Here is a 21,625-nt window from a genome sequence, read left to right as displayed (position 1 = left end):
CTAAGTTATCGATGAGACAAAACCGGGTCGTAATCGACCTTGGCCGTTTGCCCGGCGGCAGGCTTGACCCACAGCCAGTAGGCGATGATCAGCAGCACGATCCACACGGCGCCCACCATCAACGCCGCCTGGGTGTCCGGGAAGTAACCGAGTACACCAAACACAAACAGCATGAACACAATGGCCGCTGCCGGCGCATAGGGCCAGAACGGCACCGGGAATTTCAGTTCGGCGACCTGCGCCTTGGTCATGGAGCGGCGCATGGCGACCTGGGTAAACAGGATCATCAGCCAGACCCACACGGTGGCGAAGGTGGCAATCGAGGCGATCAGCAGGAACACGTTTTCCGGGATCAGGTAGTTGAGCACCACACCGCCGAGCAAGGCGGCGCCCATGACCACCACGGTCATCCACGGTACGCCCTGTTTGGACAATTGCGCGAAGCCCTTGGGCGCCTGCCCTTGTTGAGCCAGGCCGTACATCATGCGCCCGGCGCCGAAGATGTCGCTGTTGATCGCCGACACCGCCGCCGAGATCACCACGATGTTAAGGATAGTCGCCGCCGAGCCAATCCCCAGGTTGCTGAAGATCTGCACGAACGGGCTGCCCTGGCTGCCGATCTGCGGCCACGGGTAGATCGCCATCAACACGAACAGGGTAAGCACGTAGAACAGCAGGATACGCAGCGGCACCGCGTTGATCGCCTTGGGGATCACGCGCTGCGGGTCCTTGGCTTCACCGGCGGTGATGCCGATGATTTCGATGCCGCCAAAGGCGAACATCACCACCGCAAACGAGGCAATCAACCCGCCGATGCCGTTAGGCATGAAGCCACCGTGGGCCCACAGGTTGCTCAGACCGCTGGCCTGGGTTTCGCCTGCCGAGTGAATGCCGAACAACATGATGCCGAAGCCGCCGAGGATCATCGCCACAATCGCGCCGACCTTGAGCAGCGACAGCCAGAACTCCATCTCGCCAAAGACTTTGACGTTGCACAGGTTCAGGCCGCCGATCAAAAACACGATGCCCAGCACCCAGACCCAACGGGCCACTTCGGGAAACCAGAAGCCCATGTAGATGCCGAACGCGGTGACGTCCGCGAGGCAGACGATGATCATTTCAAAGGCGTAGGTCCAGCCGAGGATAAACCCGGCCATCGGTCCCAGGTAGGTGCTGGCGTAGTGGCCGAAGGAGCCGGACACCGGGTTGTGCACGGCCATCTCACCGAGGGCGCGCATCACCATGAAGACGGCGGCGCCGCCGATCAGGTAGGCCAGCAGCACGGCGGGGCCGGCCATCTGGATGGCGGAGGCCGAGCCATAGAACAGCCCGGTGCCGATCGCGGAACCCAGGGCCATGAAGCGAATATGTCGGGCGTTGAGCCCGCGTTTCAAACCTTTTTCTGGCTGGTGCATTTCTCTTCCCTAGTTATTCTTATCCCGAGAAAATTCAAAGCTGCAAACATTCAAACTGTGGGAGCTGGCTTGCCTGCGATAGCGGTGTATCAGTCAACAGATGGGTTGCTGACCTACCGCTATCGCAGGCAAGCCAGCTCCCACATGGGTCAATGTCGCTCTTAGAGGCTTGGCAGCAACTTGGCCGGCACCAGCTCATTCAGGCAGCGGCTGGCGAGCAGTTCGCTGGCGGCGTTGATGTCCGGGGCGAAGAAACGGTCCTTGTCATAGAACGCCACTTTGCCGCGCAGGATGCCACGGGCTTTTTCCAGCTTGGGCGAGGTCTTCAGGCCGTCGCGCAGGTCCAGGCCCTGGCACGCCGCGAGCCATTCCACCGCGAGGATGCCCCGGGTGTTCTCGGCCATTTCCCACAAACGCTTGCCCGCAGCCGGGGCCATGGACACGTGGTCTTCCTGGTTGGCCGAGGTCGGCAAGCTGTCGACGCTATGGGGATGGGCCAGCGCCTTGTTCTCGCTGGCGAGCGCTGCGGCAGTCACCTGGGCAATCATGAAGCCCGAGTTCACCCCGCCATTGCTCACCAGAAACGGCGGCAGTTGCGACATGTGCTTGTCCATCATCAACGAGATCCGGCGCTCGCTCAGGGAGCCGATTTCGGCAATGGCCAGCGCCATATTGTCGGCAGCCATGGCCACGGGTTCGGCGTGGAAGTTGCCACCGGAAATCACATCGCCCTCGGCGGCAAAGACCAGCGGGTTATCCGACACCGCGTTGGCTTCTACCACCAGCACCTCGGCGGCCTGGCGCAATTGGGTCAGGCAGGCGCCCATGACCTGCGGCTGGCAACGCAGGGAATACGGGTCTTGCACCTTGTCGCAGTTCTGGTGCGATTGGGACACCTGGCTGCTCTCACCGAGCAGGTCGCGATAGGCCGCTGCCGAGTCGATCTGGCCGCGCTGGCCACGCGCCGCATGAATACGCGCATCGAACGGCGAGCGCGAACCCAGTACCGCTTCCACAGTGAGGCCGCCGCACGCGAGGGCGCCGGCGAACAGGTCTTCGCCTTCGAACAGGCCACGCAGGGCATAGGCCGTGGACACCTGGGTGCCGTTGAGCAGGGCCAGGCCTTCTTTGGCGGCCAGGGTCAGCGGCGTGAGGCCGGCGACTTTCAGTGCCTCGGTGGCTTCCAGCCATTCGCCCTTGTGACGCGCTTTGCCTTCGCCAAGCAGTACCAAGGACATGTGTGCCAACGGCGCCAGGTCACCGGAGGCGCCGACCGAACCTTTAAGTGGAATGTGCGGGTACACCTCGGCGTTGATCAGCGCGATCAGCGCGTCGATCACCTGGCGACGAATCCCGGAGAAGCCACGGCTCAGGCTGTTGACCTTGAGCACCATGACCAGTCGCACCAGCGCATCGCTGATCGGCTCACCGACGCCGGCAGCATGGGACAGCACCAGGGAGCGCTGGAGATTTTCCAGGTCTTCGCTGGCGATGCGGGTCGAGGCCAACAGGCCAAAACCGGTGTTGATGCCATAGGCGGTGCGGTTCTCGGCGAGAATCTGCTCCACACAGGCAACGCTGGCTTCGATCTGGGCCGAGGCGCTGTCATCCAGGCTGAGGGTTACTGGCTGCTGGTAGATGGCACGCAGTTGGGCGAGGCTCAGTTGGCCTGGAATCAGGTTTAGCGCAGTCACATTCATTCTCCTTGTGAATTGTTCTTAGGTGTTCAGTGCAAATTCGGTAATGCAGTGTCTTTAAGCAACTGGGCAGCGGCGGCAATATCCGGCGCCAGCCAGCGGTCCTGTTCATAGGCGGGGACCACTTCGCGCAGCAGCCGCCAGGCGCGGTCGGTACCGGCGCCGAAGCGCTGGTCCTTGAGAAACTCGAAAGCCTGGGCCGCCAGCAGGTACTCGATGGCAAGAATCTGGGTGACGTTGGCCAGCACTTGGTGCAGCTTGAGCGCGGCATTGGTGCCCATGCTCAAGTGGTCTTCCTGCAGGCCCGAGGTGACGAAGTTGTCCAGCACCGCAGGTTGCGCCAACTGGCGGTTCTGCCCACACAAGGACGCGGCGACGTACTGCACGATCATCATTCCGGAGTTGACGCCCGGGTTGCTCACCAGAAAGGCTGGCAGGCCGCTGACATGCGGGTTGACCAGGCGGTCCAGGCGGCGCTCGGCCACCGAGCCGATCTCGGCCATGGCGATGGCGAGCATGTCGGCCGCCAACGCGACGGACTGCCCGTGGGGGTTGGCCTGGGACACCACGCGGTAATTGTCCGGCGTGCCCAGCACCAGCGGGTTGTCGGTGGCGCTGTTGAGTTCGGTCTCGATCTGGCGCGTGGCGTGCTCCACCTGGTCGCGGGCCGCGCCGTGGATCTGCGGGATCGAGCGAATGCTCAAGGCGTCCTGGGTGCGAATACCTTTACTGCTGGCAATCACCTCACTGCCGTCGAGCAGGGCACGCAGGTTGATGCCTACGTGCTGCATGCCCGGGTGCGGCTTGAGGGCGATGATGGCTTCGTCGAAGGCGTCGATCTGGCCGCGCTGGGCTTCGAAACTCATGGCACCGATCACGTCGGCCCATTGCAGCAAGTGATGCGCATCGGCCAGGGCCAGGCAGCTCAGGCCGGTCATGCACGGCGTGCCGTTGACCAGGCACAGGCCGTCCTTGGCGCCGAGTACCACGGGCTGCAAACCTTCAGCGTGCAACGCGTGTTGCGCCGTGACGATCTGGCCGCGGTAGCTCACATTGCCGACGCCCAGCAGGGCCACGCCGATATGGGCCATGTGGGTCAGATACCCCACCGAGCCTTGGGACGGCACTTGCGGGGTGATGCCGTGGTTGAGCAGCGCCAGCAGCGCGTGCACCACCTGCGGATGCAGGCCGGACTTGCCGTGGCTGTAGTTGATGATCGCCGCGCAGATGATCGCGCGGGTCTGCTCATCGCTGAGCACCGGGCCGACGCCGCAGGCGTGGCTCAGCAGCGTGTTGCGCGACAGTTGGCTCAGTTGCTCGGTCTTGAGCGAGACGTTGCACAGCGCGCCCAGGCCGGTGTTCACGCCATAGGCGCGCTCACCGCTGGTGACGATGCGTTGCACGATGGCTTGGGCATTGTCGATGCGCGCCCAGGCGTGGCCGGAGAGTTCGAGCATGGCGCCGTGGCGGGCGACGGCGGTGACGTCCTGCCAGCGCATTGGGGTGTCGGCGATGATGATTGTTGTTGCCTGGGACATCGTTGACCTCTTCATAATCTCTACAGCATTGCCGGCCTCATCGCGGGCAAGCCCGGCTCCCACATTTGACCGATGTGAACCCAATCAAGTGTGGGAGCTGGCTTGCCTGCGATGGCGCCAGCCGATTCACCACACAGCCCGGATCAGACCACCGCCGCCCGCCGCTGAACAAAGCGGTCCACATACTCATCCGCCGGCGAGTGCAGAATCTCTCGCGGGGTGCCGACCTGGATCAGCTTGCCGTCCTTGAGGATCGCAATGCGGTTACCGATGCGCACAGCCTCGTCGAGGTCGTGGGTGATGAATACGATGGTCTTGTGCAGGGTCTTTTGCAGCTCGAGCAATTGATCCTGCATCTCGGCGCGGATCAACGGGTCGAGGGCGCTGAAGGCTTCGTCCATCAGGATGATGTCGGTGTCGGCCGCCAAGGCGCGGGCCAGGCCCACGCGCTGGCGCATGCCGCCGGACAGCTGGTGCGGGTATTTGTTTTCGTAGCCCTTGAGGCCCACGGTTTCGATCCAGTGCAACGCACGTTCGGCGCAAACCTGCTTGGTCTCACCACGTACTTTGAGGCCGTAGGCAACGTTGTCGAGCACGCTCTTGTGCGGCAGCAGGCCGAAGCTCTGGAACACCATGCTGATCTTGTGCCGACGGAATTGGCGCAGGGCTTCCATGTCCAGTTGCAGGATGTCTTCGCCGTCCACCAGGATCGCGCCACTGGTGGGGTCGATCAGGCGGTTGAAGTGGCGCACCAGGGTGGATTTGCCCGAACCCGACAAGCCCATGATCACAAAGATCTCACCGGTGCCGATGCTCAGGGACAGGTCATTGACGCCGACCACGCAACCGGTCTCGGCCAGTACCTGGTCCTTGGTCTTGCCCTGGCCGACCATGGCCAGCGCATCCTGGGCGCGCGCGCCGAAAATCTTGAAGACGTTTTTGACTTCGATTTTGCTGACAGTCGTCATTTGCTCGCCTCATGCCGTGGGCGGCCATAAGCCTGGGTAATGCGGTCGATGACCACTGCAAGAATCACGATCGCCAGCCCGGCTTCAAGGCCACGGCCGACGTTGAGGGTCTGGATGCCGACGAGCACGTCTTCACCCAAGCCACGGGCACCGATCATCGAGGCGATCACCACCATCGATAGCGCCATCATGGTGGTCTGGTTGATACCGGCCATGATGCTTGGCAGCGCCAGCGGCAATTGCACGCCGAACAGTTGCTGCCAGCGGTTGGCACCGAAGGCGTTGATAGCTTCCATGACTTCGCCATCGACCTGGCGAATACCCAGATCTGTGAGGCGGATCAGCGGCGGCGCGGCGTAGATCACCGTGGCGAAAATCGCCGGGACCTTGCCCAGGCCGAACAGCATCAGCACCGGGATCAGGTACACGAAGCTGGGCATGGTTTGCATGATGTCCAGCAACGGCATCAGCACCGAACGCAGGCGATTACTGCGCGCCGACAGGATGCCCAAGGGGATGCCGATCAACACCGAGATCACCGTGGCCACCATCATCAATGCCAGGGTTTGCATCAGTTTGTCCCACAGGCCAACCGCGCCCACCAGGAACAGCAAGCCGACAATTACCGCGGTGGTCACCACCTTGCGGGTGGCGTGCCAGGCAATACCGCCGACGATGGCCAGCATCAGCCACCAGGGCGCCGCGCGCAGCAGGCCTTCCAGGTTGACGATGGCCCACAGCAGCGTGTCGGAGATGTGCCGGAACACATCGCCGTAGTTGGTGACCAGTGCGTCCACCCAACCGTTGACCCAGTCGGCGATGGAAAAGGTAAAACTCTCAGGAAACATATCGTGCTCTCGATCCAGTGGGTTGTGGCCAGCCGCCCGGCCACCCTTGAGGGTAGCCGTGCACCCTTGACCTACAAGGCCGCGTCGATTTTCTTGGCTGCGTCTTCGCTCACCCAGGCGTGCCAGACTTCAGGATGTTCCTTGAGGAATATTTTCGCCAGTTTCGGCGACTCGATCCGCTCCTTGGCCATGCGGCCCAGGTTCTGGTTCAGCAGGTCGATGGGCAGGTTGACCTTTTCCAGCACGGCCACCAGTTCCGGGGCTTGCTCGTGGAAAGTCTTGGACAGGCCGACTTTGATGCTCACGCTTTTATCCACGCCGGGCTTTTCTTCCAGCTTGACCAGGTCGACCTGGCCCATCAGCGGTGTCGGTGACCAGTAGTAGAACAGGATCGGCTCGCCGCGCTTGTAGCTCGACAGCACCGCCGCATCCAGCGCCGGGCCGGTGCCCGGGCGGAAGTTGGTGTAGGTGCTTTCCAGGCCGTAGCTCTTGAGCATTTCGCTGTTGTCCAGCTCGCAGGTCCAGCCGGCCGGGCAGTTGTAGAAACGGCCCTTGGACGGCTCTTCCTGGTCCTTGAACACCGAGGCGTACTTGGCCAGGTCGGCGATGTTTTTCAGGTCCGGCGCCTTGGCTTCCAGCTTGCGCTTGGCGTCGCCTTCGATCACATAGCGCGGCACGTACCAGCCTTCGACCGCGCCGACCACCGGAGCCCCGACGCCCACGACTTTGCCGGCCTTCTCGGCTTTGTTCCAGACCTCGCTGCGCCCTACCCACTCCTCGGCGAACACTTGGATGTCGTTACTGCCCAGCGCGTTTTCCATGGTGATGGAGTTGCCCGGCAGGCTGTCGGTTTTACAGTCGTAGCCTTTTTCCAGCACGGTTTGCAGGATGTCGGTGAGCAACATGCCGCTTTCCCAATTCAGGCCGGCGAATTTCACCGGCTTGCCGGATTCACACCAGCCGGCCGCCTGGGCGCCGGCACTTGCCAGCACGCCAGCGGCGAACAAAGTAGCCAGCAAGGTCTTATTCATAGTCATTGTTGTGACGCTCCCAATCATGAAATGGATTACGGCAGTCAGTAGGCGTCCTGCCCTGTCCACGTCCCATCAGGCTTGTGCAGCCAGCTCGTTTGTTATGGGTGAAGCGCCCTGCTCTTTTGGCAGGATCAGGTGATCGGGTACCGTGCCATGCCATTTTTTCGCACACACGTAATACAGGGCCGCCGGCAGTACCAGGCCGATGATCCAGGAGATATCCACATCCCCTAGCGCGGCCACCAGGGGGCCGGTGTAGAACTTGGTGGAGATGAACGGCAACTGCACCAGCACGCCGAATACGTAGACGCTGATGCCCAGCAGGTTCCAGCGGCCGTAGCGACCGTTCGGGTCGGCCAGCGCCGGCACGTCATAACGCTCGCGGGTGATGCAGTAGTAATCCACCAGGTTGATCGCACTCCAGGGCGTAAAGAACGCCAGCAGGAACAAGATGAACGACTTAAATGCACCGAGGAACGAATGCTGGCCGAGCAACGCGATCAGCGTGGCCGTGCCGACAATCAACAGCACGAACACCAGACGCTGCAGCCGCGTGACTTCCAGGCGCCCACGAAAGCCGCTGATGATAGTGGCGATGCACATGAAGCTGCCGTAGGAATTGAGCGTCGAGATGGTGACCTTGCCGAACGCGATGCTGAAATACAGCAACGCAGCGGTGGCCCCCGTGCCGCTCAAGCCCACGATGTACGCCACCTCGTGGCCGGCAAACTGCCCGTTGGACATGGCCGCGGCAAACACGCCGAGGACCATCGCCACTTGGGCACCGATGACCGAACCTGCGCCAGCAGCCAGAAAGGTTTTCACCGATGACGTGCGGCTCGGCAGATAACGCGAGTAGTCCGCCACGTAAGGGCCGAAGGCGATCTGCCAGGAGGCCGCAAGTGACACGGCCAAAAGGAAGCTGCTCCAGCTGAAGTGGCGGATTTGCAGGAGCGCGCCAACGTCGGTCTGGCTCATCAGGCGGCTGAACAGGTACACAAAGGCAATCACGCCAATGACGCTCGCGACACGGCCGATGAAGTGGATCACCCGGTAACCCAGCACCGTAACAAGCACGATGACACTGGCGAAGATCAGGATGCCTACGCTGTCGCTGACCCCGAACAACTGGCCCAGCGCCTGGCCCGACAGCACGGTACCGGTGGCGGTGAAGCCCAGGTACATCAAGCACACCAGCACGATCGGAATGGCCGCGCCGTAAACGCCGAACTGCACCCGGCTGGAAATCATCTGCGGCAGGCCAAGCTTGGGCCCTTGCGCCGCATGCAGCGCCATGACGCCACCGCCGATCAGTTGACCGATGAGCAAGCCGATCAACGACCAGAACACATCACCGCCCAGCACCACGGCCAACGCCCCGGTGACAATCGCAGTGATCTGCAGGTTGGCACCCATCCACAGGGTGAATTGACTGAATAGACGACCATGTCTTTCCGCTTCCGGGATGTAGTCGATCGAACGTTTCTCGATCAACGGGGTGGTGTCGTTTGCAGCCATGTTGTTCAACCTCTGATGGATTGTTTTGTATGCATCTTGCTCTTCTGTGGGAGCTGGCTTGCCTGCGATAGCATCGCCTCGGTCTTACTGTCAGACCGCGTCGTCTGCATCGCAGGCAAGCCAGCTCCCACAGGTTCTACGTCAGCCGTTACTTGATCATCGGCAGGTTCAGGCCCTGCTCCTTGGCGCAGTCGATAGCAATCTGATAACCCGCATCGGCATGGCGCATCACCCCGGTCGCCGGGTCGTTGTGCAGCACGCGGGCAATCCGCTCGGCCGCTTCGTCAGTACCGTCGCAGACAATCACCATCCCCGAGTGCTGGGAGAAGCCCATGCCCACACCACCACCGTGATGCAGCGAGACCCAGGTGGCGCCGCTCGCGGTGTTGAGCAAGGCGTTGAGCAGTGGCCAGTCGGACACAGCGTCGGAGCCGTCCTGCATGGCTTCGGTTTCGCGGTTCGGGCTGGCGACAGAGCCCGAGTCCAGGTGGTCACGGCCAATCACGACCGGCGCGGACAGCTCGCCGCTGCGCACCATTTCGTTGAACGCCAGGCCCAACTTGGCGCGCTGGCCCAGGCCGACCCAGCAGATACGTGCCGGCAGGCCCTGGAAGCTGATGCGCTCGCGGGCCATGTCCAGCCAGTTGTGCAGGTGGGCGTCGTCCGGGATCAGTTCTTTGACTTTGGCGTCGGTCTTGTAGATGTCTTGTGGGTCACCGGACAGCGCCGCCCAGCGGAACGGGCCGATGCCACGGCAGAACAGTGGGCGGATGTAGGCCGGTACGAAACCTGGGAAGTCGAACGCATTTTCCACGCCCTCTTCCTGGGCCATCTGGCGGATGTTGTTGCCGTAGTCGAAGGTCGGGATGCCTTGCTTCTGGAATTCCAGCATGGCTTTAACGTGTACGGCCATCGACTGCTTGGCGGCCTTGATCACAGCGGCCGGCTCGGTCTTGGCGCGGGCGCGGTATTCGTCCCAGGTCCAACCGGCCGGCAGGTAACCATTGAGTGGGTCGTGGGCGCTGGTCTGGTCGGTGACCATGTCCGGGCGCACGCCACGCTTGACCAGTTCTGGCAGGATCTCTGCGGCGTTGCCCAGCAGCGCGATGGAGATGGCCTTGCCTTCCTTGGTGTATTTGGCGATGCGCGCCAGGGCGTCGTCGAGGTCGGTGGCCTGCTCGTCGACGTAACGGCTGTTCAGGCGGAAGTCGATGCTGACTTGCTGGCATTCGATATTCAGCGAGCAGGCGCCGGCCAGGGTCGCGGCCAATGGCTGCGCGCCGCCCATGCCGCCGAGGCCGGCGGTGAGCACCCAACGGCCGGTCAAGTCGCTGTTGTAGTGCTGGCGGCCGGCTTCGACGAAGGTTTCGTAGGTGCCTTGAACGATGCCTTGGCTGCCGATGTAGATCCAACTGCCGGCGGTCATCTGGCCGTACATGGCCAGGCCCTTGGCATCCAGTTCGTTGAAATGCTCCCAGCTGGCCCAGTGCGGCACCAGGTTGGAGTTGGCGATCAGCACGCGCGGGGCGTTGCTGTGGGTCTTGAACACGCCGACCGGCTTACCGGATTGCACCAGCAGGGTTTCGTCGTCGTTAAGATTGGTGAGGCTCTCGACGATCTGGTCGTAGCACTCCCAGTTACGCGCCGCACGGCCGATACCGCCGTACACCACCAGTTCCTTGGGGTTCTCGGCCACTTGGGGGTCGAGGTTGTTCATCAGCATGCGCAGCGGCGCTTCGGTCAGCCAGCTTTTGGCGGTGAGCTTGTTACCGCGGGCGGCGCGGATTTCGACGTCACGGTATTTTGTAGGCTTGGTCACAGCTAGGACTCCTCGGCGAACGATGCGCGGACATGGATGGTGCGAGGTCTTACGCACACATCTTTACTTGTATGTACAAGCATATGCAATCGAGCGGCCAACTTTTGAAATGAGCTCTGCAGATTTTTTTCGCAGGTGCGCACACGCCTTGATAATCAAGGCTTGGCGGCTTGATGAAATTTCTTACGGAGGCGTTTTACAGCAGAGAGGATTTGTCACGACAGCGTGGCTTTGCGTCACGCTGGGGCGTTCGGTAACAAATTGGTGCGCGGTCTTGGGAACAGCGCACAAACAAATGTGGGAGCTGGCTTGCCTGCTCCCACAGTTTTTAACCGCGCGCGGTCAGTTCGATGATGCAGCAGCGGCCAGTGACAGAGATATCCAGCAGGCCCGTGTTACCGTCCACTTGGAGGCAATCATGGTGGCCGAGCTTCTCGCCCAGCACCTTCACTTCATCCGCCACGCTGAACACCAGCACCGTCTGCGCGGAGCTGAAAAACTGCTGCACACCATCCACCCACTGCAAGCGTGCATGGTAACGCTGTGGCGAGTAGATCAGGTTGAAGTCGCGGATCGGCCCGGTGATCAAGCGGCACGAAACCTGGCTTTCACCCAGGAACGCGAACGGCTGCAACGGTAACAACCCGCGCTGTTCCTCGCCGTCTACGGTCAACACCATGCCCGCGCCCTTGATCACCGTGATCACGCGCTGGTAACCGGCAAAGCTGGAAAACCCACCCGACTCGGCGATATCGGCAATCGACAAACGCCAGCCAAAGCCCTCCAGGCCGGTGCCGGCGTCGCGACTGATTTCTTCGGTACTGCCGCCGCCGTTCTTCCACGGCATGCGCACGTAGTCGGCGGCACGCCAGACGTTGATCTTACTCATTTACTGAAGCGTCCTTCGAGGCTGTGACGGGAACCGGGGTGGATCAACCGCGCCGCAGTCACCGGCTGGCGACCCGACCAGGTGCGTCGGCGAATCAACAGGCACGGCTCGCTCGGCTCGATCTGCAACAACTTGCACTCGGCGGCATCGGCGAGGATCGCCTCAACCACATGCTCGCCCTCAGTCAACGGCGCGACCTGGTTCAAATAGGCATACGGGGTTTGCTGGGTGAAGTCCTGCTGCAGGTATTGCGGCGCGACCAGGGCGTTGACGAAACGGTCTTCGATTTGCACGGGAATGTCGTTCTCGTAATGCACGATCAACGAGTGGAACACCCGCCCGCCTTCGCGCATTTCCAAGGCGACGGCGCGCTCGGAGCCGGCGGCCTCTTCGCCCAGGGTGATCACCTGGCAGGTGTGCCGATGCCCGCGGGAGGCGATTTCATCGGCGATGTTGTGCACTTCAAACAGGGCTGACTGGCTTTTAGGCTCAGCCACGAACGTACCGACGCCTTGCATGCGCACCAGCAAACCTTCAGCGGTCAGCTCGCGCAGGGCGCGGTTGATGGTCATGCGGCTGAAGCCCAACTGGCTGACCAGCTCGCTTTCCGACGGCACGCGGTAATGGGGCGGCCAGTTGCCGTTGAGGATCTGCTGGCTGATCATCTGTTTGACGCGGGCATACAAGGGCGCCGGACTTTCGTCCATGTGGGCAGCCAGCGAAGAGTTGGCGGGCGGAGTCGGCACAGGGAATCCTTGCGGGGGAAAAAAGATGCATAGATTGCCGGAGTTTACCGAGCAGGCAAACGTCTGTATATGTATATACAAATAAACACACGACCGGGGTGCCTTGATCATGTCCGCTTTCTTTGCCGAACGCGCACTGCTGCCTAATGGATGGGCCAATGATGTACGTCTTGAAGTCAGCGCCGATGGCCTGCTGACAAAGGTTGAGCCCAATGCCAGTGCAGAAGGCGCCGAACGGCTCAAAGGCCCGGTGTTGGCGGGCATGCCGAACCTGCACTCCCACGCGTTCCAGCGCGCCATGGCGGGCTTGGCCGAAGTGGCTGGCAACCCCAATGACAGCTTTTGGACTTGGCGCGATTTGATGTACCGCATGGTCGGCAAGATCAACCCCGAGCAGTTACAGGTCATCGCGCGCCAGCTGTATATCGAAATGCTCAAGGCCGGCTACACCTCAGTGGCCGAGTTTCATTATGTGCATCACGATCTCAGCGGCCAGCCCTATGCCGACCGTACGGAACTGTCCCGCCAGATCAGCCAGGCGGCCGCCAGCAGCGGGATCGGCCTGACCTTGCTGCCGGTGCTCTACGCCCACGCAGGCTTTGGTGGCCAGGCGCCAAATGAAGGCCAGCGACGGTTTATCAACAGCACAGAACACTACCTGGACCTGCAAGCCCGCTTGCAGCCCATTCTGGCGGCACAACCAGCGCAGCAACTGGGCCTGTGCTTCCATTCCCTGCGCGCCGTCACCCCCGAACAAATCCACACCGTGCTGGCCGCCAGTGACAAGGCCTGCCCGGTGCATATCCACATCGCTGAACAGCAAAAAGAAGTCGACGACTGCCTGGCCTGGAGCGGCAAGCGCCCGTTGCAATGGCTGTATGACAATGTCGAGGTGGATGAGCGCTGGTGCCTGGTGCATGCCACCCACGCCGATGCCGATGAAGTCACCCGCATGGCCAACAGCCGAGCGATTGCCGGTTTGTGCCTGACCACCGAAGCCAACCTGGGCGATGGGGTTTTCCCGGCGGTGGACTTCCTCGCCCAAGGTGGGCGCATGGGTATCGGCTCCGACAGCCATGTATCACTGAGCGTGGTGGAAGAATTGCGTTGGCTGGAATATGGCCAGCGCCTGCGTGATCAGCGGCGTAATCGGCTGTACCGCAGTGATCAACCGATGGTGGGTCGCACGCTGTTCGATGCTGCGCTGGACGGTGGCGCACAAGCGCTGGGCCAGCCGATTGGTCAACTGCAAGTGGGTAAGCGTGCGGATTGGATTGTGCTGGACGGTAGCGATCCGTACCTGGCGACGGCCAGTGAGGATGGGATTCTCAACCGCTGGCTATTTGCCGGCGGTGATCGGCAAGTGCGCGATGTACTGGTCAATGGCAAGTGGGTGGTGCGAGATGGGCATCATGCTGGCGAAGAAGACAGCCGCCAGGCATTCACCCAGGTCCTGAAGGACTTGCTGAACTAACGGCCAACCCATAACAACTGTGGGAGCTGGCTTGCCTGCGATACAGACAACTCGGTGCATCAGTTACACCGGGTTGATGCTATCGCAGGCAAGCCAGCTCCCACATTGGATTGAGGATACTCAGGATTACTGAGAGGACTTCGCCATCTGCTTGTCCGAGGTACGCCAGATCAGCCGCGTGGTGTCATACCCTTGCTGTCGCGCCCTGCTCAGCAAGTCTTCGCGGGTCTCGGCACTCACCGTCGGCGTGCGCGACAGGATCCACATATAGCGCCGGCTCGGGCTGCCGACGATGGCGGTCTTGTAGTCATCGCTGACATACAGCACCCAGTAGTCGCCCTTGGCAACGCCCGGCAACAGTGACGTAAACCAGTTATTGAATTCCACCCACAGCTTGTCGGTCTTGCCTGGTACCTGCGGCGTCGCCGTGCCTTTGGCCTCTTGCCACTTCCACTCAGGCGTCAGGCAGCGGTTGAACACCGACATGTCACCATCAGGCAGCAAGGTATAGCGGGCTTCGGATTGCGCACAGTTGCGCTGAAAGTACATCGGCAACCGGGCCAACTCATACCAGGTGCCCTGGTAACGCTTGAGGTTGACGTTGCTCGCCGTCTTGGGTTGCAGATCATCGCCAGAATGGCTGGCACAGCCCGCCAAAAACAGGCTGGCGCAAAGGAACAAAACAAAACGCATCATTCTTCTTCTCCCGCAGGCTCGCGCCCCGGTTTACTTCAGGCCTTGCCCGGAAAACATCAGAACTTTGTCACCGGCGTACTGCACGCTGATAAAGCTGCTTTTATCGCCCCAGGTGCAGCTGGACATGCCCAGTGCGCCGGAACAATCGGTTGGCTTACCCAGCAACGACTCCACCTCGGCCTTGGCCATGCCGGCTGAGAGCTTTTGGTAGTTTTCTTGGGTGACCTTGCTGCAAGCGGCTAAGAGCACGCAAAAAGCCAGCAGGGCGAGACGGCGTATAGACATGGAAAAGCTCCTGGAGAGACAAAGCAGCTGGGGTATCTGCCAGAAGCTTAGAAGGGAAAAGGGGTGTCTGGTTCCCGACGAGCGAAAACAAAAAAGCCCCGAAAACGCTGAAACGTTTCGGGGCCCAGGGTAGGAGCGAGCTTGCTCGCGAAGAACGTTAATGATGACGCGGGCTGTCTGGATGCCCGCGTTGCCTGTCAGCTTTTCGCGAGCAAGCTCGCTCCTACTTGTGATAGGCCGTCACGCGCTCAACTTCTTCCTTCGAACCCAGGAATACCGCCACACGCTGGTGCAGGCCTTCAGGCTGGATGTCGAGGATGCGCTGGTGGCCGTCGGTAGACGCACCGCCTGCCTGTTCAACCAAAAACGACATCGGGTTGGCTTCGTACATCAGGCGCAGTTTGCCCGGCTTGGACGGCTCGCGGCTGTCGCGTGGGTACATGAACAGGCCACCACGGGTCAGGATGCGGTGCACGTCGGCAACCATCGCGGCTACCCAGCGCATGTTGAAATTCTTCTTCAACGGGCCTTCTTCGCCTTCCATCAGCTCGTTGACGTAGCGCTTCACCGGTTCTTCCCAGTGGCGCTGGTTGGACATGTTGATGGCAAATTCCTGGGTAGAAGCAGGAATCGAAATGTCTTCGTGGGTGAGTACGAAGCTGCCCATTTCACGGTCCAGGGTGAAGCCTTTGACGCCATCACCCAGGGTCAGCACCAGCATGGTCTGTGGGCCGTAGATCGCGTAGCCGGCAGCCACTTGCTCAGTGCCTGGCTGCAGGAAGGCCTTTTCGTTCAGGGCTTCGTTCTGGCTCAGGTATTCGTTGGGGCAACGCAGTACCGAGAAGATGGTGCCGACCGGTGCGTTGATGTCGATGTTGGACGAACCGTCCAGTGGGTCGAATACCAAGAGGTATGCGCCCTTCGGGTATTTACCTGGGATCTGGTAGGCATTGTCCATTTCTTCAGACGCCATGCCAGCCAGGTGGCCGCCCCATTCGTTGGCTTCGAGCAGGATTTCGTTGGACAGCACGTCCAGCTTCTTCTGCACTTCGCCCTGCACGTTTTCAGTGCCCATGCTGCCCAGGACACCGCCCAGTGCGCCTTTGGAAACGGCGTGGCTGATTTCCTTGCAAGCACGCGCCACCACTTCGATAAGGAAGCGCAGATCGGCAGGCGTGTTGTTGCTGCGGGTCTGCTCGATCAAATAGCGACTCAAGGTAACGCGGGACATGGACGGCTCCGGAGAATGGGGGGCTAAAAACCCGCGCAGTTTAGCGCGAGTCGGGGCTGATTTCCTCTAATCAGAGGATTTAACGCCAATAGAGTTCACGACCCAACGCAATAGCCCTCTGTAGGAGCGAGCTTGCTCGCGAAAAACTCACACGCGCCGCGTTCATTCAGCAAGCACGCGTTATCGTTGACGTTCTTCGCGAGCAAGCTCGCTCCTACAGTGGCATCAGGGGTCAGTCGAGGGCTTTCCAGATCTCGGTGGCGTACTCGCGGATGGTGCGGTCAGAGCTGAACCAACCCATGCGCGCCGTGTTGAGCACCGCCGAGCGCCACCACGCCTTGGAGTCATGCCAATGCGCCTCGACCCGTGCCTGGGCGTCCCAGTAGGCGTCAAAGTCGGCACACACCAGGAAGCGGTCGTAGTCGATCAGCCCATCGATCAGGCCCACATAACGCCCCGGGTCATCCGGCGAAAACACCCCGCCACGGATGGCTTGCAGCACGTCGTTCAAACGATGGGACGCGGCGATGTCCGGCCCGGCGCTGAACTCGCCGGCGTGTTTGCGGGCTTCCACCTGCTGGGCACTGAGACCGAAGATAAACATGTGCTCGGCGCCGACCCGCTCGTGCATCTCCACATTGGCGCCGTCCATGGTGCCGATGGTCAGCGCACCGTTGAGGCCGAACTTCATGTTGCTGGTGCCCGACGCTTCGAAGCCGGCGGTGGAAATCTGCTCCGACAAATCCGCTGCCGGAATGATGCTTTCCGCCAGGCTGACGTTGTAGTTGGGCAGGAACACCACCTTGAGCAAACCGCGCACGGTCGGGTCGTTGTTGACGGTGCGGGCGATGTCGTTGGTCAGCTTGATGATCAGCTTGGCCTGGTGGTAGCTGGCCGCCGCCTTGCCGGCAAAGATCTTGACCCGAGGCACCCAGTCGATGCCCGGCTCGGCACGGATCGCCTGGTACAGCGCCACGGTGTGCAACAGGTTGAGCAGTTGGCGCTTGTATTCGTGGATGCGCTTGACCTGCACATCGAACATCGCCGCCGGGTTGATCGCAATGCCCAGGCGCTCATGGATGATCTGCGCCAGGGCGCGCTTGCTGTGCAGGCGCTGCTCAGCAAATGCTTTGCGAAAGGCCGGTTTCTCGGCAAAGGGTTCCAACTCGATCAGGCGCTGTTCGGGCTGATCGAGAATGTCCGGGCCCAGCGCTTCCACCAACATATCGGTCAGCTTTGGATTGGCCTGGTACAGCCAGCGACGGAAGGTAATGCCGTTGGTTTTGTTATTGATGCGTTCGGGGTAGAGCTTGTGCAGTTCGGAGAACACCGTGCTGCGCATCAACTGGGTATGCAAACCGGACACGCCGTTGACGCTATGGGAACCCAGGAACGCCAGGTTGCCCATGCGCACGCGGCGGCCGTTGTCTTCTTCGATCAGCGACACCGCGCGCAACACATCAAAGTCATGGATGCCTTTGGCACGCAGCGAGTCAATGTGCTGGGCGTTGATCAGGTAGATGATCTGCATGTGCCGCGGCAGCATGCGCTCCATCAAACCTACCGGCCAGGTTTCCAGCGCCTCGGGCAGCAGGGTGTGGTTGGTGTACGAAAGGGTCTCGACGGTGACATCCCAGGCGGCTTCCCAGGGAATGTCATGCAGGTCGACCAACTGGCGCATCAACTCGGCCACGGCGATGGACGGGTGGGTGTCGTTGAGCTGGATGGCGGCGTGTTCGCCCAGGCTGAGTACCGAACCGTGCATGTTCTTGTGGCGGCGCAGCAAATCCTGCAGCGAGGCGGAGACGAAGAAGTACTCTTGGCGCAGGCGCAGTTCTTGCCCTGCTTCGGTGCTGTCGGCCGGGTAAAGCACTCGGGAGATGCTTTCGGCGCGGGCCACTTCGGCGACGGCGCCCAAATGGTCACCGGCGTTAAAGCGCTCCAGGTGCAGGTCTTCTACGGCACGCGCACGCCAAAGGCGCAGGGTGTTGACGCTGGCGCCGCGCCAGCCGACGACCGGCGTGTCATAGGCCACGGCGCGCACGGTTTCGTTGGGCGACCACACCTGGATCATCTTGCCGGAGGCGTCCGCCACGGTTTCGACGCTGCCGCCAAAGCCAATCGGGTAAATCACCTCGGCGCGTTCGAATTCCCAAGGGTTACCGAAATCCAGCCAGCGCTCGGTCTGTTCCTGCTGCCAACCGTCGACAATCGCTTGGCGGAACAAGCCGTGTTCATAACGAATGCCGTAACCGTGGCCGGCAACGCCTAGCGTCGACATGCTTTCCATAAAGCACGCCGCCAGACGGCCCAGGCCACCGTTGCCAAGCGCCGCGTCGGGCTCCAGCAGGCGGATGCGTTCCAGATCCACGCCCAGCTCCGACAGCGCTTCGCGAGCGATCTCCAGCACACCCAGATTGCTCAGGCTGTCGTAGAGCAAGCGGCCGATGAGAAATTCCAGGGACAGGTAATAAACGCGCTTCTGGCCTTTGCGATAGATACGCCGCGTGTGGTCCATCCAGTGGTCGACCATCTGGTCGCGGGCGGCCAGGGCAATGGCTTCGAACCAGTCATGGTCGAAGGCGTGATCCGGGTCCTTGCCCACCGCGTAGGTGAGTTTGGTCAAGACAGCATCGCGGAATGCGGCTACCTCTGCTTCTCGTGCAAGCGGTTCCTGAGACATCGGTGCGACCTCGGGCGAGATTGAAGGAGTTGCTAGAGCCTAGTCGGTCTGACAGACGGTAGACGCGCTGGTTCGGCAGTTTTTTAACTCATTGGCCTGTGGCTGAATTTGATGCAGGGGTCGTGCCCGATCAGGCCCTGGCCAAACCTTTGAGCTGAAACCTGCAAAATATTGTTCAAAAAACCACCAATCCCGGTATGATCGCGCGCCCGGATAACGCCCCACCTTGGAACCTTGATGAAGCCTCAACTGATCGCCGCCGCGGAACTCGACCGTCTAGAGACCTGGCAGAAATACTCCGCCCATATGTGCGGTGGTTGCGTGTCCAGCTGCTGCACGCTGCCGGTGGAGGTGAAGATCAAGGACCTGATCCGCATTGGCATCGTCGATGAGTTCGAGCGCGGCGATCCGCCGAAGAACATCGCCAAGCGTTTGCAGAAAGAAGGCATCGTCGAGCGCTACAACAACAAGTCCGAAATTTTTACCCTGCAGCGCATGAGCAACAACGACTGCCTGTACCTGGATCGTAAGACGCGCTTTTGCACTATTTATGACAAGCGCCCGGATACCTGCCGCAACCACCCGAAAATCGGGCCGCGGCCGGGGTATTGCGCGTATAAGCCCAAGGAAGTGGTGCGCGAGACCAACTTCAAGACCCTCGACAAGTTCTAAGTTTTTATTGTTCGGACCATCGCTTTCGCGAGCAAGCCCGCTCCCACACTTGACCGCATCCATCCTGAAAAAACGCGGTCGAATGTGGGAGCGGGCTTGCTCGCGAAGAGGCCGGCACAATCACTACACATTCTGCAGGCATAAAAAAACGCCCCCGGCCTTTCGACCGGGGGCGTTTTTCATTCAGCCTGAGTTAACTCAGTTCTTGGCTTTCTTGGCAGCGCGGGTACGCTCGCCTTCGTCCAGGATCTTCTTACGCAGGCGGATCGACTTAGGCGTGACTTCGCACAGCTCGTCGTCCTGGATGAATTCCAGGGCCTGTTCCAGGGTGAAGCGAACAGGTGGAACCAGAGCGATGGTTTCGTCTTTGCCCGAAGCACGCATGTTGTCGAGCTTCTTGCCTTTGGTTGGGTTGACGCCCATGTCGTTGTCACGGCTGTTCAAACCAACGATCTGGCCGTTGTAGATCTCTTGACCGTGTTCAACGAACAGCTTGCCACGCGCCTGGAGAGTTTCCAGGGAGTAGGTCAGCGCCTTGCCGGTTTCTACCGATACCAGAACACCGTTCTGACGGCCGGACATGTCGCCGGACTTCATGGTGTCGTAGCGATCGAAGATCGAGGTCAGGATGCCAGCACCGTTGGTCAGGGTCAGGAACTGGTTACGGAAACCGATCAGACCACGAGCAGGGATGTTGTATTCCAGACGCACACGGCCTTTGCCATCCGGCACCATGTTGGTCAGGTCGCCCTTACGCAGGCCCATCTCTTCCATGACCTTGCCCTGGGATTCTTCAGGGGTGTCGATGGTGACGTTTTCGAACGGTTCCTGCTTCACGCCGTCAACCTGACGGATGATCACTTCCGGACGACCAACACCCATTTCGAAGCCTTCGCGACGCATGGTTTCGATCAGTACCGAGAGGTGCAGCTCACCACGGCCGGAGACCTTGAACTTGTCAGCCGAGTCGCCTTCTTCAACGCGCAGAGCAACGTTGTACAGCAGCTCTTTGTCCAGACGTTCCTTGATGTTACGGGAGGTCACGAACTTGCCTTCTTTACCGCAGAAAGGCGAGTCGTTTACCTGGAAGGTCATGGAAACGGTTGGCTCGTCAACGGTCAGAGGCTTCATCGCCTCGACGTTGTCCGGCTGGCACAGGGTGTCGGAGATGAACAACGAGTCCATACCGCTCACGCATACGATGTCGCCAGCGAAAGCTTCTTCAACGTCTACACGGTGCAGACCGTGGTGACCCATCAGCTTCAGGATACGACCGTTACGCTTCTTGCCGTCAGCGCCGATAGCGACAACCGGGGTGTTCGGCTTGACGCTACCACGAGCGATACGGCCAACGCCGATAACACCCAGGAAGCTGTTGTAGTCCAGTGCCGAGATTTGCATCTGGAACGGGCCTTCACGGTCAACTTTCGGTGCTGGTACGTTGTCGACGATCGACTGGTACAGCGGAGTCATGTCTTCAGCCATGTCGGTGTGGTCAAGACCAGCAATACCGTTCAGGGCGGAGGCGTAGATGACTTGGAAGTCCAGCTGTTCTTCGGTAGCACCCAGGTTGTCGAACAGGTCGAAGATCTGGTCCAGAACCCAGTCCGGACGCGCGCCTGGACGGTCAACCTTGTTGATGCACACGATCGGACGCAGGCCGGCTTCGAAAGCCTTCTTGGTCACGAAACGGGTTTGCGGCATAGGGCCGTCTTGAGCGTCAACCAGCAGCAGAACGGAGTCAACCATCGACATTACGCGTTCTACTTCGCCGCCGAAGTCGGCGTGGCCCGGGGTATCCACGATGTTGATGTGGTAGCCGTTCCAGTTGATAGCGGTGTTTTTTGCCAGGATGGTAATACCGCGCTCTTTTTCCTGGTCGTTGGAGTCCATCACGCGCTCGTCGTTGAGCTCGTTGCGCTCCAGGGTGCCGGATTGACGCAGGAGTTTGTCTACCAGGGTGGTTTTACCATGGTCAACGTGAGCAATGATGGCGATGTTACGTAGATTTTCGATCACTTGTGTATCTCGATCAGAGGATTCGGTGTGCTGACAGGTCGTGGCAGCGATTAACAGTAGAGTCAGGCCTTGCCGTTACAGCTTGACGGCAGA

General features: G+C 60.7%; 17 protein-coding genes. 2 read left to right on the top strand and 15 right to left on the bottom strand.

Going from position 1 to position 21,625, the window contains the following annotated elements:
* Positions 1-5: 5 nt before the first annotated feature.
* From A7K61_RS00580 to hutC, 10 genes are all read right to left on the bottom strand, one after another.
* Complete coding sequence (locus A7K61_RS00580; protein WP_014716540.1) at positions 6-1,415, bottom strand: amino acid permease; 1,410 nt, start codon at positions 1,413-1,415, stop codon at positions 6-8.
* A 161-nt stretch (positions 1,416-1,576) separates the two neighbouring features.
* Positions 1,577-3,115, bottom strand: coding sequence for a histidine ammonia-lyase (gene hutH / locus A7K61_RS00575; RefSeq protein WP_139129439.1), 1,539 nt, complete (start codon positions 3,113-3,115; stop codon positions 1,577-1,579).
* Between the two features lie 26 nt (positions 3,116-3,141).
* A complete protein-coding gene (gene hutH, locus A7K61_RS00570) occupies positions 3,142-4,650 on the bottom strand; it encodes a histidine ammonia-lyase (RefSeq protein WP_069556702.1) in 1,509 nt (502 codons plus the stop codon).
* A 143-nt stretch (positions 4,651-4,793) separates the two neighbouring features.
* Positions 4,794-5,618 carry a glycine betaine/L-proline ABC transporter ATP-binding protein gene (locus tag A7K61_RS00565; RefSeq protein ID WP_003187840.1) on the bottom strand — a complete coding sequence of 275 codons (825 nt, stop codon included), beginning with the start codon at positions 5,616-5,618 and terminating at the stop codon, positions 4,794-4,796.
* A complete protein-coding gene (locus A7K61_RS00560) occupies positions 5,615-6,466 on the bottom strand; it encodes a proline/glycine betaine ABC transporter permease (protein WP_003187838.1) in 852 nt (283 codons plus the stop codon). The genes A7K61_RS00565 and A7K61_RS00560 overlap by 4 nt, the downstream gene beginning before the upstream one ends.
* A 71-nt stretch (positions 6,467-6,537) precedes the next feature.
* Positions 6,538-7,503 carry an ABC transporter substrate-binding protein gene (locus tag A7K61_RS00555; RefSeq protein ID WP_047712379.1) on the bottom strand — a complete coding sequence of 322 codons (966 nt, stop codon included), beginning with the start codon at positions 7,501-7,503 and terminating at the stop codon, positions 6,538-6,540.
* A gap of 69 nt (positions 7,504-7,572) precedes the next feature.
* Positions 7,573-9,018 carry a cytosine permease gene (locus A7K61_RS00550; protein WP_047712378.1) on the bottom strand — a complete coding sequence of 482 codons (1,446 nt, stop codon included), beginning with the start codon at positions 9,016-9,018 and terminating at the stop codon, positions 7,573-7,575.
* A gap of 148 nt (positions 9,019-9,166) precedes the next feature.
* Positions 9,167-10,837: a urocanate hydratase gene (gene hutU, locus A7K61_RS00545; protein ID WP_014716533.1), complete on the bottom strand. Its 1,671-nt coding sequence runs from the start codon at positions 10,835-10,837 to the stop codon at positions 9,167-9,169.
* Between the two features lie 328 nt (positions 10,838-11,165).
* Positions 11,166-11,726 (bottom strand): HutD family protein, encoded by a 561-nt coding sequence (locus A7K61_RS00540; RefSeq protein ID WP_044270667.1) that lies wholly within the window; start codon positions 11,724-11,726, stop codon positions 11,166-11,168.
* Positions 11,723-12,433: a histidine utilization repressor gene (hutC, locus tag A7K61_RS00535; protein WP_171905445.1), complete on the bottom strand. Its 711-nt coding sequence runs from the start codon at positions 12,431-12,433 to the stop codon at positions 11,723-11,725. Before hutC ends, A7K61_RS00540 begins: the two co-directional genes overlap by 4 nt.
* 148 nt (positions 12,434-12,581) lie before the next feature.
* On the opposite strand from hutC, the gene A7K61_RS00530 reads away from it, so the two are divergent.
* Positions 12,582-13,946 carry a formimidoylglutamate deiminase gene (locus tag A7K61_RS00530; RefSeq protein ID WP_069556701.1) on the top strand — a complete coding sequence of 455 codons (1,365 nt, stop codon included), beginning with the start codon at positions 12,582-12,584 and terminating at the stop codon, positions 13,944-13,946.
* Between the two features lie 126 nt (positions 13,947-14,072).
* Here A7K61_RS00530 and A7K61_RS00525 read toward each other — a convergent pair whose 3' ends face one another.
* The 4 genes from A7K61_RS00525 to A7K61_RS00510 all read right to left on the bottom strand — a co-directional run bounded on the left by A7K61_RS00525 (position 14,073) and on the right by A7K61_RS00510 (position 18,841).
* Positions 14,073-14,642 carry a lipocalin family protein gene (locus A7K61_RS00525; RefSeq protein ID WP_003187825.1) on the bottom strand — a complete coding sequence of 190 codons (570 nt, stop codon included), beginning with the start codon at positions 14,640-14,642 and terminating at the stop codon, positions 14,073-14,075.
* Between the two features lie 30 nt (positions 14,643-14,672).
* Positions 14,673-14,927: a lipoprotein gene (locus A7K61_RS00520; RefSeq protein ID WP_044270662.1), complete on the bottom strand. Its 255-nt coding sequence runs from the start codon at positions 14,925-14,927 to the stop codon at positions 14,673-14,675.
* Positions 14,928-15,150: 223 nt separating this feature from the next.
* On the bottom strand, positions 15,151-16,158 hold the full coding sequence (locus A7K61_RS00515) for a class 1 fructose-bisphosphatase (protein ID WP_032894007.1): 1,008 nt from the start codon (positions 16,156-16,158) through the stop codon (positions 15,151-15,153).
* A 232-nt stretch (positions 16,159-16,390) separates the two neighbouring features.
* Positions 16,391-18,841 carry a glycogen/starch/alpha-glucan phosphorylase gene (locus tag A7K61_RS00510; protein ID WP_044270658.1) on the bottom strand — a complete coding sequence of 817 codons (2,451 nt, stop codon included), beginning with the start codon at positions 18,839-18,841 and terminating at the stop codon, positions 16,391-16,393.
* Positions 18,842-19,078: 237 nt separating this feature from the next.
* Between A7K61_RS00510 and A7K61_RS00505 the strand changes: the two genes are divergently transcribed.
* Entirely contained in the window at positions 19,079-19,513 is a 435-nt protein-coding gene (locus A7K61_RS00505) for a YkgJ family cysteine cluster protein (protein WP_003187815.1), read from the top strand.
* Positions 19,514-19,711: 198 nt separating this feature from the next.
* On the opposite strand, the gene typA is transcribed toward A7K61_RS00505, so the two are convergent.
* Positions 19,712-21,532: a translational GTPase TypA gene (gene typA, locus A7K61_RS00500; RefSeq protein WP_003187814.1), complete on the bottom strand. Its 1,821-nt coding sequence runs from the start codon at positions 21,530-21,532 to the stop codon at positions 19,712-19,714.
* Positions 21,533-21,625: the final 93 nt, after the last annotated feature.

This window comes from Pseudomonas sp. AP42, from assembly GCF_001728935.1.
Taxonomy (GTDB): Bacteria; Pseudomonadota; Gammaproteobacteria; order Pseudomonadales; family Pseudomonadaceae; genus Aquipseudomonas; species Aquipseudomonas lactis.
The sequence above is the reverse complement of the archived record's forward strand: the minus strand, read 5'-3'. Positions and strand labels throughout refer to the sequence as shown.